This window comes from Pseudomonas sp. Irchel s3b2 (assembly GCF_900187445.1).
Taxonomy (GTDB): Bacteria; Pseudomonadota; Gammaproteobacteria; order Pseudomonadales; family Pseudomonadaceae; genus Aquipseudomonas.
This window is the reverse complement of sequence record NZ_FYEB01000005.1, coordinates 163,728-180,081: the sequence shown is the minus strand read 5'-3', so window position 1 is coordinate 180,081 and position 16,354 is coordinate 163,728. Positions and strand designations below refer to the sequence as shown.

17 protein-coding genes are annotated in these 16,354 nt (G+C 60.9%); 7 read left to right on the top strand and 10 right to left on the bottom strand.

Annotation, left to right across the window (positions count from 1 at the left end):
• Window positions 1-15 precede the first annotated feature (15 nt).
• The 4 genes from CKW20_RS14215 to CKW20_RS14200 all read left to right on the top strand — a co-directional run bounded on the left by CKW20_RS14215 (window position 16) and on the right by CKW20_RS14200 (window position 3,679).
• Window positions 16-405: a RidA family protein gene (locus CKW20_RS14215; RefSeq protein WP_038982964.1), complete on the top strand. Its 390-nt coding sequence runs from the start codon at window positions 16-18 to the stop codon at window positions 403-405.
• 176 nt (window positions 406-581) lie between these two features.
• Complete coding sequence (locus CKW20_RS14210) at window positions 582-1,346, top strand: IclR family transcriptional regulator (RefSeq protein ID WP_095053470.1); 765 nt, start codon at window positions 582-584, stop codon at window positions 1,344-1,346.
• 39 nt (window positions 1,347-1,385) lie between these two features.
• Window positions 1,386-2,603: an amino acid deaminase gene (locus CKW20_RS14205; RefSeq protein WP_095053469.1), complete on the top strand. Its 1,218-nt coding sequence runs from the start codon at window positions 1,386-1,388 to the stop codon at window positions 2,601-2,603.
• Window positions 2,604-2,746: 143 nt separating this feature from the next.
• Window positions 2,747-3,679, top strand: a complete 933-nt coding sequence (locus tag CKW20_RS14200; protein ID WP_095053468.1) for a sugar kinase — start codon at window positions 2,747-2,749, stop codon at window positions 3,677-3,679.
• Between the two features lie 269 nt (window positions 3,680-3,948).
• On the opposite strand, the gene CKW20_RS14195 is transcribed toward CKW20_RS14200, so the two are convergent.
• The 8 genes from CKW20_RS14195 to CKW20_RS14160 all read right to left on the bottom strand — a co-directional run bounded on the left by CKW20_RS14195 (window position 3,949) and on the right by CKW20_RS14160 (window position 12,250).
• Window positions 3,949-4,818 (bottom strand): oxaloacetate decarboxylase, encoded by an 870-nt coding sequence (locus CKW20_RS14195; protein WP_095053467.1) that lies wholly within the window; start codon window positions 4,816-4,818, stop codon window positions 3,949-3,951.
• 226 nt (window positions 4,819-5,044) lie between these two features.
• Window positions 5,045-6,079 (bottom strand): arginine N-succinyltransferase, encoded by a 1,035-nt coding sequence (astA, locus tag CKW20_RS14190; RefSeq protein WP_095053466.1) that lies wholly within the window; start codon window positions 6,077-6,079, stop codon window positions 5,045-5,047.
• Between the two features lie 61 nt (window positions 6,080-6,140).
• A complete protein-coding gene (locus tag CKW20_RS14185; protein ID WP_095053465.1) occupies window positions 6,141-7,157 on the bottom strand; it encodes an arginine N-succinyltransferase in 1,017 nt (338 codons plus the stop codon).
• Between the two features lie 119 nt (window positions 7,158-7,276).
• A complete protein-coding gene (locus CKW20_RS14180; protein ID WP_095053464.1) occupies window positions 7,277-8,626 on the bottom strand; it encodes an APC family permease in 1,350 nt (449 codons plus the stop codon).
• A 58-nt stretch (window positions 8,627-8,684) separates the two neighbouring features.
• On the bottom strand, window positions 8,685-9,437 hold the full coding sequence (locus CKW20_RS14175) for an N-formylglutamate amidohydrolase (RefSeq protein ID WP_095053463.1): 753 nt from the start codon (window positions 9,435-9,437) through the stop codon (window positions 8,685-8,687).
• Window positions 9,421-10,752, bottom strand: a complete 1,332-nt coding sequence (locus CKW20_RS14170) for a glutamine synthetase family protein (RefSeq protein WP_095053462.1) — start codon at window positions 10,750-10,752, stop codon at window positions 9,421-9,423. Before CKW20_RS14170 ends, CKW20_RS14175 begins: the two co-directional genes overlap by 17 nt.
• Complete coding sequence (locus CKW20_RS14165) at window positions 10,749-11,393, bottom strand: isochorismatase family cysteine hydrolase (protein WP_095053461.1); 645 nt, start codon at window positions 11,391-11,393, stop codon at window positions 10,749-10,751. The genes CKW20_RS14170 and CKW20_RS14165 overlap by 4 nt, the downstream gene beginning before the upstream one ends.
• Before the next feature lie 5 nt (window positions 11,394-11,398).
• Window positions 11,399-12,250, bottom strand: coding sequence for a MurR/RpiR family transcriptional regulator (locus CKW20_RS14160; RefSeq protein ID WP_095053460.1), 852 nt, complete (start codon window positions 12,248-12,250; stop codon window positions 11,399-11,401).
• Between the two features lie 341 nt (window positions 12,251-12,591).
• On the opposite strand from CKW20_RS14160, the gene CKW20_RS14155 reads away from it, so the two are divergent.
• Both CKW20_RS14155 and cobF read left to right on the top strand, forming a co-directional pair.
• Window positions 12,592-13,164: a histidine phosphatase family protein gene (locus CKW20_RS14155; protein WP_095053459.1), complete on the top strand. Its 573-nt coding sequence runs from the start codon at window positions 12,592-12,594 to the stop codon at window positions 13,162-13,164.
• Complete coding sequence (gene cobF / locus CKW20_RS14150) at window positions 13,164-13,919, top strand: precorrin-6A synthase (deacetylating) (RefSeq protein ID WP_095053458.1); 756 nt, start codon at window positions 13,164-13,166, stop codon at window positions 13,917-13,919. Before CKW20_RS14155 ends, cobF begins: the two co-directional genes overlap by 1 nt.
• A gap of 113 nt (window positions 13,920-14,032) precedes the next feature.
• Here the strand turns inward: cobF and ftrA are convergent, their stop codons facing one another.
• Window positions 14,033-15,007, bottom strand: a complete 975-nt coding sequence (ftrA, locus tag CKW20_RS14145) for a transcriptional regulator FtrA (protein ID WP_095053457.1) — start codon at window positions 15,005-15,007, stop codon at window positions 14,033-14,035.
• A gap of 101 nt (window positions 15,008-15,108) precedes the next feature.
• On the opposite strand from ftrA, the gene CKW20_RS14140 reads away from it, so the two are divergent.
• A complete protein-coding gene (locus CKW20_RS14140; RefSeq protein ID WP_095053456.1) occupies window positions 15,109-15,543 on the top strand; it encodes a rhodanese-like domain-containing protein in 435 nt (144 codons plus the stop codon).
• Window positions 15,544-15,616: 73 nt separating this feature from the next.
• On the opposite strand, the gene CKW20_RS14135 is transcribed toward CKW20_RS14140, so the two are convergent.
• Complete coding sequence (locus CKW20_RS14135) at window positions 15,617-16,261, bottom strand: type 1 glutamine amidotransferase (protein ID WP_095053455.1); 645 nt, start codon at window positions 16,259-16,261, stop codon at window positions 15,617-15,619.
• Window positions 16,262-16,354 lie beyond the last annotated feature (93 nt).

Sequence of the window (16,354 nt, the reverse complement as noted above, 5' to 3'; positions counted from 1 at the left end):
TCAGGAGAAACACTCATGAGCATTACTCGTTACGGCACCGGCAGCACCGCCGGTGGCGGCCAGCCCCGTCCTTTCGCCCGCGCCGTCGAAGCCGATGGCTGGCTGCACGTGTCCGGCCAGGTGCCGGCGCTGGACGGCGAAATTATCGTGGGCGGGATTGTCGAGCAGACTCACCAGACCATGAAAAACCTGATCGCGATCCTGGAAGAAGCCGGCTACGGTCTGGAAGACGTGGTCCGTACCGGCGTGTGGCTGGAAGACCCGCGGGATTTCTGGAGTTTCAATAAGGTGTTCTCCGAGTACTTCAAAAGCGAACACGCCCCGGCGAGGGCCTGCGTACAGGCGAACATGATGGTCGATTGCAAGGTCGAGATTGATTGCGTCGCGTACAAGAAAAAGGCCTGATTTCTGGCACCGATCGTTCCCACGCTCTGCGTGGGAATGTATCCCGTGACGCTCTGCGTCACTCTCGGAAGCGGAACGCGGAGCGTCCCTGGCGGCATTCCCACGCGGAGCGTGGGAACGATCATTAAGGGCATGATCTGGTAGATTGCCCGGCACTCTGAATGGGAACCTGAAACATGACCGAAGACACCATCAAGCGCCGGGCTCGCGGTCTGGACCGGGCGTTCGACATTCTCGATTTCCTCAAGGAAATCGGCCAGCCCCTGCGTCCGAACGAAATCGCCAGCGGCATCGGCAGCCCGAAATCCACGGTCTACGAACTGGTCGCGTCCTTGTTGGAACGGCGCATTCTTGAACCTGTGGGCAAGGACGGTCACGTTTACCTCGGTCGTCAGTTGTACTTTCTCGGGCAGGCGCATTTGCGCCATTTCGACCTGACCCGTGAGGCCGATCTTGCCTTGCAGGAGATCGTCAGCCAGACCCGCGAAACCGCGCAGATGTGCCTGCTCAACGGGCGCAAATACACCGTGGCGTTGATGAAAGAGGGCGAGCGGCATTTCCGCATTTCCTCGGACATAGGGGAGAACGCGCCGATCCCCTGGACCGCTTCCGGGCGTCTCCTGCTGGCGCACCTGAGCGATCAGCAGATCGTCGATTTGATTGACCCCGACGACTTCATCCTGCCCGATGGCGAACGTCTGCCGCTGGAGCGGTTTCTCGAGGAAATCCGCCAGGCCGGTGTTGATGGGTTCTTTTCCTTCGATAGCGTCGCCGACACCTTTACCCATTGCTTCGCCGCCCCGGTCAAAGACCCGAACGGCATCGCCATCGCGACCCTGTGCATCGTCGCCCCACGGGCCGATGCGAAGAACAATTACAACGACTATCGCCGGGTGCTGATCGACAGCGCCAATAGCCTCGCCCGGCGTATCAACGAATAACAGCGGCTGCCTGCGGCCGCGTGTGTGAGGAGTTCGACCATGTCTTCTGCCAAAAACATTGCCTCCGTGGAAAAGGGCTTTGCCCACACTGGCGCCAATCTGGTGCGTGACGTCAGCCTGCCGGCGCTGGTGCTGCACCGCGATGCGCTGGAACACAACATTCGCTGGATGCAGGACTTCGTCAGCCACAGCGGCGCGGAACTGGCGCCGCACGGTAAAACCAGCATGACCCCGGCGCTGTTTCGTCGCCAACTGGACGCCGGTGCCTGGGGCATCACCCTGGCCAGCGCCACGCAAACCCGCGCGGCTTACGCCCATGGTGTGCACCGGGTGCTGATGGCTAACCAATTGGTCGGCACGCCGAACATGGCGCTGATCGCCGATCTGTTGGCAGATCCGAGCTTCGATTTCTATTGCATGGTCGATCACCCGGATAACGTCGCGGACCTCGGCGTGTATTTCGCCTCGCGCGGTGTGCGCCTGAACGTGATGATCGAGTACGGCGTGGTCGGCGGTCGTTGCGGTTGTCGCACCGAAGCCGAAGTACTCGCGCTGGCCAAGGCTATCGCGGCGCAACCGGCGTTGGCGCTGACCGGGATCGAGGGTTACGAAGGGGTGATTCACGGCGATCACGCGGTGACTGGCATTCGCGATTTCGCCGATTCACTGGTGCGTCTGGCGGTGCAGTTGCAGGACAGCGGTGCGTTCGCCATTGCCAAACCGATCATCACCGCTTCGGGTTCGGCCTGGTACGACTTGATTGCCGAGTCCTTCGAAGCTCAGAACGCCGGTGGGCGTTTCCTCAGCGTGTTGCGCCCCGGCAGTTACGTGGCCCACGACCATGGCATCTACAAAGAGGCGCAATGCTGCGTGCTCGACCGTCGCAGCGATCTGCACGAAGGTTTGCGCCCGGCGCTGGAAGTCTGGGCGCATGTGCAGTCATTGCCGGAACCGGGTTTTGCGGTGATCGCCCTGGGCAAACGCGACGTCGCCTATGACGCCGGTTTGCCGGTGCCGTTGCTGCGTTACAAGGCCGGTGTGGTGCCGGCGACCGGCGATGATGTGAGTGCCTGCAAAGTGACGGCGGTGATGGACCAGCATGCGTTCATGACCGTGGCGCCGGGGATTGAGTTGCGGGTGGGCGATATCATTTCGTTCGGTACTTCGCACCCGTGCCTGACGTTCGACAAGTGGCGCGTTGGGTGTTTGGTGGATGAGCAGTTGCAGGTGATTGAAACCATGGAAACCTGTTTTTAAGGTTCCAGACCGAGGTGCGGCCATCGCGGGCAAGCCTCGCTCCTACGGGATAAATTTGGGTTCGACACAAAAACTGTAGGAGCGAGGCTTGCCCGCGAAGGCGTCCGCCGAGCCACCACCGAAACACCAGAGACACAACATCAATGAACACCATCAATACCCTAGGCCCCAACATCCCGCGCATCGCCCTGATCGGCGAATGCATGATCGAATTGCAGCAGCGCGCCGATGGCACGCTGCAACAAAGCTTCGGCGGCGATACCTTGAACACCGCGGTCTACCTGGCCCGTGAGCTGGGCGATGGCGGCACAGTGGATTACGTCACCGCCCTGGGCGATGAGAGTTTCAGTGACGCGATGTGCCGGAGCTGGGCCAGCGAAAACATTGGCCTAGACATGGTCCAGCGCTTGCCCGGTCGCTTGCCCGGCCTGTATTGCATCCAGACCGACGCGGCCGGCGAGCGGCGTTTTCTCTACTGGCGCAACGAAGCGGCGGTGCGCGATTGCTTCACAACTCCAGCGGCCGCGCCGATTCTGGCGGCGCTGCCGGATTACGACGTGTTGTATTTCAGCGGCATCACGTTGGCGGTGCTCGGTGTGCAGGGGCGGGAAAAACTTCTGGAAACCGTGATCGAAGCCCGGCAGAGGGATGCGCGGATCGTGTTCGACAACAATTATCGGCCACGCTTGTGGGCGTCGATCGAGGAAGCACGGGCGGCTTATCGCAGCGTTCTGCCTTATATCGACCTGGCGTTGCTGACGGTTGAGGATGAGCAGGCGCTGTTCCACTTTTCCGACTGCGCGGCGGTGTTTGCCGCTTACGAGCAGATGGGCACGCTCGAAGTGGTGCTCAAACGCGGTGCCGAGGCGTGTCTGATTCGCTGTGATGGTGAGTCGTTCGAAGTGCCGGCGCACGTGGTCGAACGGGTGGTGGATACCACGGCGGCGGGGGATTCGTTCAGCGCGGCGTATTTGGCTTGTCGGCTCAAGGGTGGCAGCCCGGTTGAGGCTGCCGCGGCCGGACATCGGTTGGCGAGTCGGGTGATTCAAGTGCCGGGGGCTCTGATCCCCAGATAAGCAGTGGATGGCCGCTTGCTGCGCAACCGTATCGCGGGCAAGCCCGCTCCCACAAATTGGTGTTACACCACAATAGTGTGATCGCCACGGAATCTGTAGGAGCGGGCTTGCCCGCGAAGATGGCAGTACAGTCAACATTGATGCCGCCAGATATACCGCTTTCGCGAGCAAGCTCGCTCCTACAGGGTTCCGTGTCTTAACTTACCGGCATCAGGGCAAGTCCCCACGCCACAGGGCCCAGATGCCACATCGTCAATTCAGCCGAACCCTCACTCCTTGACGCTCATAAACTCTTCCGCCCAACGAATATATTCCTCAGGCTGCGTATAAGTGTGGGTCAGTTCAGTGGCGTTCAGGTCTGAAGCCTGGGTAAAGATCTGCCGCTGTTCGCGCAGGCTGTCGTACGTGGCCTTGATCGCAGCGAAGTAGGCGCCATGGCCGTCGATGGTGATGCGTACGCCCAGTTCGGCCAGACGTTTGTCGTCACGCAGCAGCGGGTTGCCGTAGGTGACCAGCATCAGCGGTACGCTCAGGTGTTCGGCGATTTGTTCCAGTTGATCGAAGTCCTGCACGCCTACCATGCAAATCCCGTCCGCACCGGCCTGCTGGTAATGCCGGGTGCGGCTGATGATTTCCTGGATTGGCAGGATCCCCGCGTTGGTGCGGGCGATGATTGCCATTTCCGAGTCGACCCGGGCTTCGAGCGCCGCGCGAATCTTGCCGACACCTTCGGCAACCGTGATCAGGTCGGTGGACTTGCGGCCGAATTGCGCCGGCAACAGGGTGTCTTCGATAGTCAGGGCGGCCACGCCGGCGCGTTCGAGTTCGACGATGGTGCGCATGACGTTGAGCGCATTGCCATAGCCGTGGTCGGCGTCGGCGATCACCGGCAATTGGGCCACGCGGCCGATGCGGGTGGCCTGCTCGGCGAACTCGCTCAGGGTGATCAACGCAAAGTCAGGGGCGCCCAGCACCTGCAACGACGCGACCGAACCACCGAGAATCCCCACTTCAAAACCCAGATCGGCGGCGATGCGTGCCGACATGGGGTCGAAGACCGAGGCGGTGTGATAGCAGGCGTTGGAAGCGAACAGTTGGCGGAAATTACGGCGTAAATCTTGATGAGACAGCCTGGACATATGAGTTCCACCAACACAAAGGAATGGAAGGGCTTGAGCAAAAGTGTCAACGCCGAAGGAACAAAAGGCTATCACGGGGGCGGGTGAGCAATTATGACGAATTTGCATGGGGCATGCAGTGGTCGGAATACCGGGTGCCGCTGGGCGACGCTTTTTAAGCTGGATTGAACGAATCCTGGGGCTTCGACGCGATTCCTTGTAGCAGCTGCCGAAGGCTGCTACACAATCACGCCGCCACCGCCTGCTGCTGTTGGTTGCGCAGCGGCACGGCGCGGACCGAGTTGCCGGGTTGCAGTTGCAGGCGTTTGGCAACGAGTCGGTCGACGATCAGGCTGTTGCCGACCAGCCGCGCCTGGGCAGTGGTGATGCGGCAGTTTTCCAGGCGGCGGTTGTGGATCAGCCACACCGGGGCCTGATCGTCGGGCGTGCCGATGGCCAGCTCCAATCGTTGGCTGTCACGCACCGTGCGGATTCTCGACACCGGGGCTTCGATCACCGGGCCGGCGTCGAAGATGTCAATGTAACCCTTATGAGAAAACCCCTCGGCAGTGAGGATCTTCAGCGCAGGTTCGGTGTTCGGGTGTGGCTTGCCGATCACCGCTTGGGCCTGTTCGGTGAGCAGGCAGGTGTAGAGCGGTTGGCGTGGCATCAGCTCGGCAATGAACGATTTGCTGCCCAGCCCCGACAAATGATCGGCATGACTGAAATCCTTCTTGAAAAAGTGCCGGCCCAGGCTGTCCCAGAACGGTGAGCAGCCTTGTTCATCGGCACTGCCACGCAATTCGGCAATGAGCTTGTCGCCGAACAAGTGAGGGAATTCGGCAACGAACAGCAGGCGCGCGAGCGACAGCAATCGACCATTATTGCCGTGGCGTTGATCGTGTCGCAGAAACAGCGAACAGATTTCCGATTGACCAGTCATTTCGTTGTTCAGGAACAATGTGGGGATCTGGCGCTGAATACCCAGGTCCGGCGACGAGCTGACGGTGAGTCCGACCCGGTAGTTGTACCAGGGCTCCCGCAGGCCGACGGCGCCCGCCAGGGCACTGACGCCGACCACTTGTTGATCGTCGTCTTCGAGCACGAACAGGTAATCGGCGTCTGCGCGCTCGACCTGTTCGGCAAAGGTGCGCTGAGCCCAGCGCACTCGCAGGGCCAGGCGCTCCTCGTTGGCCGGGAGGGTCATGAAGCCGGGGCCGGCCCGTTGCACCAGATCCAGCAGGGCGGGCAGGTCGGTGACTTGAACTGGGCGGACAATCATGATGCAGCTCCTTCTTCGCGCCTGTTCGGGCACTGTCGTTGGGTACGGGGCCGGCGGTGGCTCACAGGGCGATTAACCGGATTGCACTGGCGTCGGTCACATTCAGTGCTGCGCACATCTCGGCGTTCAAGGCCACGGGTTGCCCGGCGTGGTAGTCCAGCTCGGCAACAATGGCGCGGTAACCCTTCAACGAATCGTTGCTCACCAGGTAACTGCCGCGGGCATCGATGACTGAGCCAGGGTGCACCGTAGCGGTCTGGCTTTGGACGATGGAGCGAATGTTCGAGGTGCGTGCGTACAGCGTCGGGCCACCGTCGAACAGGTCGATGTAGCTGTTCGTCTCGAAGCCTTCGCGTTCAAGAATGTCGAAGGCCTCCTGACCGTCAGGATGAATCCGGCCGATACATGCCTGTGCAGCCGGCGGCAGCATTGGCACGTAGATCGGGTATTGCGGCATCAGTTCGGCGAGAAATGTCCGGCTCTGCAGGCCGCAAAGCCGCTCGGCCTCGACGTAGGGCAGGTCGAAGAAATGCTTGCCCAGTGCATCCCAGAACGGGGACTGGCCCTGTTCGTCGCTGTAGCCAACGATTTCGGTGATCACCGCTTCGGCAAAGCGCGCCTGGTGGGCGGCAATGAACAGCAGTCGCGCCCGGGACAGCAATTCGGAAAACCGCGTGCGTTCCAGCGTCGTATCGATGTGGAAGCCGCGCAGCAAAGTATGACCAGTGAGGTCGTGGCACAACGACAACGCCGGCACCCCGTGCTCGATGTTCAGCTCCCGTGAAGCGCTGGTGAAATGGCGGTTGCGCAAACTGTAGAACGGCTCGTTGAACCCTGCGGTGGCGAGGATTTCCGAGCAGCCGACCAGACGGCGAGTCGTGAGATTTTCCAGCACGAAGAAATAATTCTCCGGGCCAGGACCCCGGACGTCTTTTTCGAATGAAGCGCTGGAGTCGAGAATTTTCTTGCGCAGCTGTTCGGTGTCGTCCGGCAAGGACGTGACCCCCACCAGACTGTCGCGCGCCAGTTGTTGCAACTGGGGCAGGTCGGTTAACTCCACCGGGCGTAAGACCAGCATGGATGTACTCCTGTATCAAAGGGTTCGGCGATTTGCACCGAACCTGACTATCACTGTCGGTTACCACGCATTAAATCGGCGGTCGCCTGAATTCGTGTCAGACGCTGCTCTTTTTCTTGTCAGCCATTGCTTGGGTCGGGTAGGACCGTACTGGCACCCAGCTTGTTGAGGAAAAATAGATAGACCAGACCCAGGGCAATCCAGATCAGGCCGAGCTTCTGTGCATCGACACCCATGTTGTACATGATGGCCGCGACGATGATGAAGCCGATCACCGGGCAGATCAGGTGACGGATCACCTGGCCGGATTTCTGCCGACGCCAGTAGTAGTTGATCACGGTCAGGTGCAGCAACATGAAGCCGCTCAGGGCGCCGAAGTTCACCAGGGAGGTGAGGGTGTCCACCGAGTTGATGAACAGATAGCAGATCACCAGCGACAGCACCGCCACCAGATAGATGCTCATGTACGGCGTGTTGTGTTTCGGGTGCACCTTGGCCAGCACTTTCGGCAGTTTGCCGTCCCGTGCCATGCCGAACAACAGGCGCGAAACCGCCGCTTGCGAGGTGATCGCGACGGCTACGCCCCAGGCCAGGGCGGTGGCCACGGCGGTCAGGGTGGCCAACCAGCTGCCAGCGGCGATTTCGGCGATTTCATAGAACGCCGTGTCGGCGGACTTGAAGCCCAGGCCGGCGGCCAGATCGGTGGCAATCCAGGTCTGCACGACAAAGATCACACCCATCACCAGCAATGTGATCAGCGCAGCCTTGCCGACGCTGCGGCCCGGGTCGCCCTTGATCTCTTCGGCGAGGGTGGAAATGGCATCGAAACCGAGGAACGACAGCACGGCAATCGATACCGCTTGCATCAGCAGGGCGAAGTTGAATGTCTCGGGGTTGTACAGCGGCGCCAGAGTCAGCTGACCGTTACCGCCGCCACTGTGCAGGGCATTCCAGGCATAGAACAGGAAGATCCCCAGCACCACCAGTTGCGCCAGTAGAAAGATGATGTTCATCCGCGCGGTGAAGGTAATGCCCCGCAGGTTTACGAAGGTGGCGCTGACCAGAAAGGCCAGGATGAAGCCGACTTTCGGGATGTCCGGGTACAAATGATTCAGCGCCATCGCCGCATAGACGTAGAGCAGCGGCGGAATCAACAAATAATCGAGCAGCATCAGCCAACCGGCGATAAAGCCGACATGCGGGTTGAGGCCACGTTGTGCGTAGGAGTACACCGAGCCCGCAACCGGAAAGGCCCGGGCCATACTGCCGTAACTCAGCGCCGTGAACAGCATCGCTACCATGCCGATGATGTAGGCCAGCGGCACCATTCCCGGTGCTTCGGCGTTGACGTAACCATAAACGCCGAACGGGGCGATGGGGATCATGAAGATCATCCCGTACACCACCAGGTCCGTCAGTGACAGGCTACGTTTCAACTCTTGCTTGTAGCCGAATTCTTCAATTTCCATGAAGTCCTTCTCCTTGATTGTGAAAACAGCTGCACGCTGCGAGTTTGAAGCTATTGCTCTACAGCAGTGGCGCCAGATAGTCGGTCCAGCGACCGATGTCCTCGGGCATGCGCAGCAGATCGTTGCGCACCTCGATCAGTACCGAGTCCAGTCCTCGTGCATCGCCGTGAACCGGCACGGTCATGTCACCCAGCGGATCGACTTTGTACGGCTGATTGCCGGCGACTTTCAAGGGATGTCGGCTCAGCCCGTCGATCACTCGCTGGGCGTATTCCCTGGCCTGCCCATACAACACGCCGACTTCCAGCGTTCGTGGCTGGCCGTAATAGATCGGCGTGAAACTGTGAATCCCCACCACGCGAACCGGTCGACCTTGCGCCACACGGGCGTCAATCAAGGTTTGCAGGCGCGCATGAAACGGCTTGAACAGGCAGTGCCGGCGATATTCGCGGGTGACCTCATCCAGCTCCCGATTGCCCGGCACCTGATAAATCTCGCTCTGCAACGCAATGCTGTCCGGCGCATGGCGCGGGCGGTTGAGGTCGATCAACAGCCGTGAATAGTTGGCCGCCAACAGGGTGGTGCCCAATGCTTCGGACAAGCCCTCGGCCAACGCCAGGGCGCCGATGTCCCAGGCGATGTGTTCGCAGGCGGCCTCATGGCTCAAGCCCAAGTCATTTAACCCGGCCGGGATAAACCGACTGGCGTGTTCACACACCAGAATCAGCGGGTGCTCGGAGGCTTCCCGGCTCAGGGTATACGCAGTCTGGGTGTAGAGCCCCCGTTCGGCGGACTCAGTACAAGCGCGCATAGTGCTCACAAAGATCGGCGGGCGAGAGCTGTTCCGTCAACTTCAGTTCTTCGGTTTTAAGGGCGAACCAGGTGTCCAGCAAGGCGCGCGGTAGGGCTTCGATCAACGCCTCGCTGTTGCGCAGGCACTCCAGAGCCTGGGACAGAGAGACGGGCAGGGCGACGATGCCGCGGTCCTGGCGTTGCTCTTCGTCCAGCGAATCGGGGATTTCATCGGTGATCGCGTTCAAGGCCAGGCGCTGCTCGATGCCCAGCCGACCGGCAATCAACAACGCGGCCATCGCCAGGTGCGGCGAGGCCGTGGCGTCCATGGCGCGAAATTCCAGGTTGTACTGCGCCGCCACGGCTTTGCCGCCCAGGCTCACTGTCGGGCAGATCCGTAGCGCCGCTTCGCGATTGCGTTGGCCGAGACAGGCGTAGGAAGCGCTCCAGTGATGGGGCTGCAAGCGCTCGTAGGAAACCGGCGTCGGCGCGGTAAAGGCGCAGAGCGCCGGCAAATAGTGCAGAACGCCGGCGGCCCAATGCTGGCCGAGGGTCGACAGGCCGTTGCTGGTGCCGGCGTCGTACATCACCGGGTGGCCGGCCAGATCCTGCAGGCTCAGGTGCAAATGCACGCCATTGCACACCGCCTGCCCGGAGGTCTTGGGCGCGAAACTCAGGTCCAGGCCCATTTGGCGGGCGATCTCACGGGTGATCTCGCGCACGTTCACCGCGCGGTCGGCAGCGGCGACACCGAGGGCCGGGCGGCAGGTGATTTCGTATTGGTGCTTGCCGTATTCCGGTAGGAACATCTCCGGCTCCACACCGCCGGCACGCAGTGCGCTGAGCAACCAGCCGCCGAATTCGGCGCCCTGGCGCTGTGCCTCAAGAGAAAACGCCAAATGCTCAGCCGAGCCACTGCCGAGGTTGAATTCATGTTCAAACGCGGCGTTGATCTGCAGTCCCAACTCGTCGCGATAACGCGCCACCTCGTTGCGCAACAGCGTGCGCGGACAGGCGCCCCACGGGCGGCCATCGGTTTCGCGAATGTCGCCGTGAATGAAGTCCAGCGCCGGGGCATTGGCGTCCGGGCCGTTGTTGACGGTCACACGGCTGCTCAAGTCGGGGATCAGCCGCAAGTCTCCATAAGCACCCCATGGATTGCTGGAGGCGATGATGTCTTGCGGGGTCAGGGCGCTGTTGGCCGGTACCCAGCCGCAACCCGCCACCTGATAGGCATCGAGTTCGTCAGTGGGAAAGGAACGGCCGCGCGTCACGCCGATCAGGTCGGTGGTGACGATAGTGGTCATCGGCAGTGGCGACAGGTGAGCGCTCATGGCTGCATCTCCTGCAACCGGCCGAGCACGGTCTGGGTGTCTGTGATCCAGCAGTAACCCTTGATGGCATTCAGGCAGGCGTGATGCCGTTGTTCGGTGTAGGTGGCGCAGGCATCTTCGACCAGCGTCACCAGATAGCCGCGGTCGGCGGCATCACGCACGGCCATGTCGACACACTGGTCGGTGACGATGCCGGCGATGATCAGGTGCCGGGTTTCAAGGTTGCGCAGCACGTAGTCGATGTTGGTGGAGTTGAAGACCCCGGAAGAGGTCTTGGGCAGCACGATTTCGTTTTCGACTGGCGTCAGGTCATCGATGATTCGCGCATGCGGGCTGCCCTTGGGCAGGTGCATGTCCGAGAGTTTGTGGTCCAGCGAGCGGTCGCGACCATCGGCAGTAAGGCTTTCGATGAGCGTATGCAACACGTTTTGCCGTGCTTCGCGAAAGGCACTGAGCAACCGGCGTTGATTGGGCACCACCTGCATGTGGGCACGGGTCAGAAAATATTCGGCATCCGGTCCGTTGAGGTGCGGGTCGAACTGCGGCTCAAGCCAGGCACGCTGCATGTCCACCAGCAACAGCGCGGTGTGGTCGGCGGCAAACGGCAAGTCCCGGGGCGAGTGGTGGGGGAGCGTGAACATCCTTATTAATCCTCCAGCAGGTGAGTGTCGAAGTCGGTCCGCAGGGCATCGATGCCTTCCAGGCGATCGGCCAGATCGGGGCTGCGCAGGGACAGGCAGGCAACCAGTGCTTCAACCTGGGCCAGCGCCGGAACCATCGAGTCGAAGGCCGACGCCGATTCCACCGGTGCACTGATGATCAGGTCGGCCATTTCCCGCAGCGGTGATGCATAGATGTCGGTGAACAGCACGACCCGCGCATGACGGCTCTTCGCGGCATTGGCGACCCGCAGGGCCTGGGACTGATAGCGGCGATAGTCGAACACCAGCACCACGTCCAGACGCTGCACGTCGAACAACCGGTCCGGCAATTGCGCGTTATCTTCCAGGGCAAAACAATCGGGCCGCAACAGGCGCAGATGGTTGAGCAAATAGTTGGCGAGGAAACTGCTGAAGCGGCCGCCGAAGCAATGGACCTGATGGCGGGTGTCGAGCAGCCATTCGATCAGAATTCGTACATCTTCGGGTTGGGTCAGCGCCTGGGTGTCGACCAATGCCCGATGGCTGTTCTCCAGATAGTGGCCCCAGGGATCATCTTTCTTGAGATGGGCGCGGGGTTGCAACAGGGTACTGGGGGAGCGCAAGCGGTCGTCCATGTCGCTGAGCAATGCGTCCTGAAACTCGGCATAACCGCTGAAACCAAGCTTCTTTATCAGCCGCACAATGGTCGGATCGCTGACACCGGCATGTTCGGCCAGACGTGACATCGGGCCCAGTCCGTTTCGCGGGTACTGGTCCAATAAGGCACGGATGACTTTGCGTTCCGACAGCGTGAAGTCCAGGCCGCAATCGGTGATCAGGTCTCTGAGTGGGGGCATCCGGGCTCCTGCTGGATGGATGTGTCTGTTTTATTTCACAAACTGCTAAAATAGTATTTATGTAACGTGTGCTACATGTCTAGTGAATTATCTCACGGATTTCCCAAGCCCAAAAATGGGGCGAAACGCCCGTGCGTGCAGAGCTACGCGGATGTCGATTGACCTTGTAGGACATCGCCCATAGTGGTGTCAGGGATCGCTACTTCTCGTGGATGAAATGGGGTTGTGAATCCGATCGATTGCTTGAAACGAAGCACCCTGAATCGCGCTTCTTGCGGCACAATGACCCGATTTTCCGCGGCATCGTGCCATTTTTCATCCCATCGACAGAGTGATCTTCCGTGCAGGCGACCCGCTTGACCCTGATGTGCCACGCTCGAACCGTCGCACAAAAACTGGCGTGTTTTCCTACGAATGAGCCATTAGAAATGGACGGGCATTCGGCGAAGGGTTCGCGTTGCCGCCAGTTCAAGGGCACACCCCGTTTGCTCTGTGGCCCGGAGCTGCGGACCCGGCAAACCGCTGAGCTGTTCGGCGACAACGTTGAGATTGTCGCGGCACTGGCAGATTGTGATTTCGGACGCTGGAAAGGCACGTCGATCGACGACCTGCAAATAGCCGAACCCGAGACGCTCCAGGCCTGGCTTAATGACCCGACGTCGGCACCTCACGGCGGAGAATCGGTGGCGCAACTCGGTGAGCGGGTGGCTGCATGGTTGAATACCCTCGAGACGACGCCGGGGCATATCGTTGCCATTACCCATCCTTTTGTCATTCGCGCCGCACTGACGCAGGTGCTGCAGGGCGCGGCGTTCAACCAGATCGACGTCGAGCCATTGTCGGCCATCGAGTTGCGGTTCAACGGTCGCTGGCGGCTACGCTTGATGGGCACGGACCCTGAGGGAGCACGTTGATGAAAAAACTTCTGGTCATCGGTGTTGGCGCCGGCAATCCCGACTACATCACGATGCAGGCGGTGAAGGCGCTGAACCGCGTCGATGTGTTTTTCCTCATGGACAAGGGCCAGAGCAAAGACAAACTGATCGACCTGCGCCGCGAGATCTGCGAGCGCTACATCACCGATCGCGACTACCGCTTCGTCGAAGCCCACAGCCCGGAGCGGGAACGCGGGGATGTGGATTACAAGGCCAGCGTCGAAGACCTGAACCGCGCCAAGCAGCAGACCTTCGAGCGGCTGATCAACGAGGAAATGACCGACGAGCAGTGCGGCGGTTTTCTGGTGTGGGGCGATCCCGCGTTGTACGACAGCACCATTCGGATTCTGCAGGCGATTCTGGCGTCAGGCCGGTGTGTGTTCGAGTTCGAGGTGATCCCTGGGATCACCAGCGTGCAGGCGTTGGCGGCGCAACATAAGGTGCCGCTGAATCGCATCGGTCGCTCGATTGAAATCACCACCGGCCGGCGGTTGGCAGCGGGGCAGGTGAGTGATGCCGACAGCCTGGTGGTAATGCTGGATGCCCAAGATGCCTACCATCACGTGGCCGATCAGGAGACGGAGATTTACTGGGGGGCTTACCTGGGGACGCCGGATGAAATCCTGATCAGTGGCAAGCTCAAGGATGTCGCGGATGAGATCGAGCGCGTGCGCAAGGCGGCGCGGCTGGCGCACGGGTGGATTATGGATACCTATTTGTTGCGCAAGTCTTGAGATAGCGGGTGTCTGGACTTACACCTTCGCGGGCAAGTCTCGCTCCTACATTGGACCACGGTGGCCCTACTGTAGGAGCGAGGCTTGCCCGCGAAGGGGCCCTCAATAACACCTCAAGAAATCGCCCTGACCTCGCGCCCAAACCGCTCCCGATACACCGACGGTGGCACTCCGACCACACTGCGAAACGCCACCCGGAAACTCTCCACCGAACGATAACCGCAGTGCTGGGCAATCTGCTCGGTATTCTGGCGGGTGCTCTCCAGCAACTCGCGGGCCCGGGCCAGGCGCTCATGTTGCAACCATGCCTTGGGCGGCAGGCCGCTGGCTTCGGTGAACCGCCGCAGGAACGTGCGTTCACTCATGGCCGCTTCACTGGCAAGGTCGCGAACCTCCAGCGGTTCGTGCAGACGTTCCCGTGCCCATTGCATGACCCGCGACAGATCGCTGCGTGGCGTCGGGCTGACCGGTGACGGAATGAACTGCGCCTGACCGCCGGTGCGTTGCGGCGACATCACCAACCGCCGCGCCACCGAGTTGGCTACCTGAGTGCCGAAATCCCGCGCCACCAGGTGCAGGCAGGCATCGATGCCCGCGGCGCTGCCGGCCGAGGTGATCAATTGGCCCGAATCGACATAGAGCACGTCCGGGTCCACCTGAATGTCCGGAAAACGTTCGGCCAGTTCCGTGGTGTAGCGCCAATGCGTCGTGGCACCGTGACCGTCCAGCAAACCGGTGGCCGCCAGTACAAATACCCCGGAACAGATCGACAGTAACCGCACGCCCCGGGCATGAGCCTGGCGCAGCGCGGCGAGCAAGGGTTCAGGCACCGCTGCGCTGCGGTCGCGCCAGCCAGGGATGATGATGGTCCGGGCTTCTTCAAGCAGTTCCATCCCTCCGTCGGCCAGCACCTGAATGCCACCCATGGCACGCATCGGCCCTTGGTCGACGGCGACGATACGATGCTCATACCAAGGAAAATCGAACTCCGGCCGCGCCAGGCCGAAGATCTCCACGGCGATGCCGAATTCGAAAGTACAGAGGCCGTCGTAGGCCAGAATCGCGACCAATCCAGGGGAGGGCTGCATTTGGCGGAAAATTCCCGGTGAGTGTCTTGTGCGCCACTGTAGCGGCAAGCGCGGGGCAGATAAAGTCTTCCCATACCCACCGAGACTTTGGAGTACAACCCATGCCCAGCCTGGTTCGCGAAATTCCCGCCGCCCCCTCTGCCATTGCCCTGATGCATTTCAGCAACCGTCTGACCTTTGAAACCGATTGTTCCGACGTCTACGGCAGCCAACAGGCCGGCGAGGTGGATTTTGTCCTGGTGGACGTGCGCGGACCATTGGCGTTCGAACGCGGACATGTGCCGGGCGCGATCAACATCCCGGGGCGACTGATCACGGCTGACGGCCTGGCGGCTTATTCGAAATCCACGCTGTTCGTGGTTTATTGCGCAGGGCCCCACTGCAACGGCGCCAACAAGGCCGCGGTGAAACTGGCGGCGCTGGGTTACCCGGTCAAGGAGATGATCGGCGGGGTGACGGGGTGGCTGGATGAGGGGTTTGAATTGAGTGTTGCGGTTGCACGCACCGCGACGACGGTCATTGGTTGCGAATGCTGACATTCAGGCACAGGTGATCGACTGTGGCGAGGGGGCCTGCCCCCTCGCCACAAAAGTCCATCAATTTTTAGATTCAGCGATTAATTGATGAAGCGGTCCACCACTCATCCAGCGTCGCCTGCAACCAGCAAAACACCGCTGCATAGGAAGCGCTGTCCTCTGGCCCCCGTGGCAACGGCGACTCCTCGGCAAAGTGCTCATTGAGTATCGCCACCGATTCGGCATTCCACTCCGGGTGGAACTGCAGCCCCACCCGCGTCGCCCCGACGCGATACATCTGCTGCTCACACACGTCACTGCTGGCCAGCAATTGCGCATCCGCCGGTAGATCGATCGCATCTTCGTGCCATTCCAGCACCTTCAGCACCTGGCCATCGGCAAAGGTCACGGTGGTCCAGCCAGTTTCAGGGCGAGACATCCGCCGCACATTCCCACCCAGGCTCAACGCCAGCAATTGCGCGCCCAGACAAATCGCAAACACCGACGCGCCCTGATCCAGACTATCTGCCAGCCACTGACGCTCCGCTTCCAGCCACGTCGGCCCGGCGTTGGATTCATAAGGCCCGCCCAACAGGATCACCGGTGCCGCGCTCACGGGCGGCAACTGGCTGAGGTCGGCGCGAAACACGTTCAGCGTAATGCCACGGGACCGAGCCCATTCGGCAATGGCGCCAGGACCTTCGGCAGGATGGTGCTGGATCAGGTTCAACGGGGGCATCACGCTTCTCTTTCGGGATGGGTTGGCGGGGTCAATGTGCCGCAAAAAAAAGATCATCGCCAGTGCGACTATTCAATCGGATCACGCCCGAAA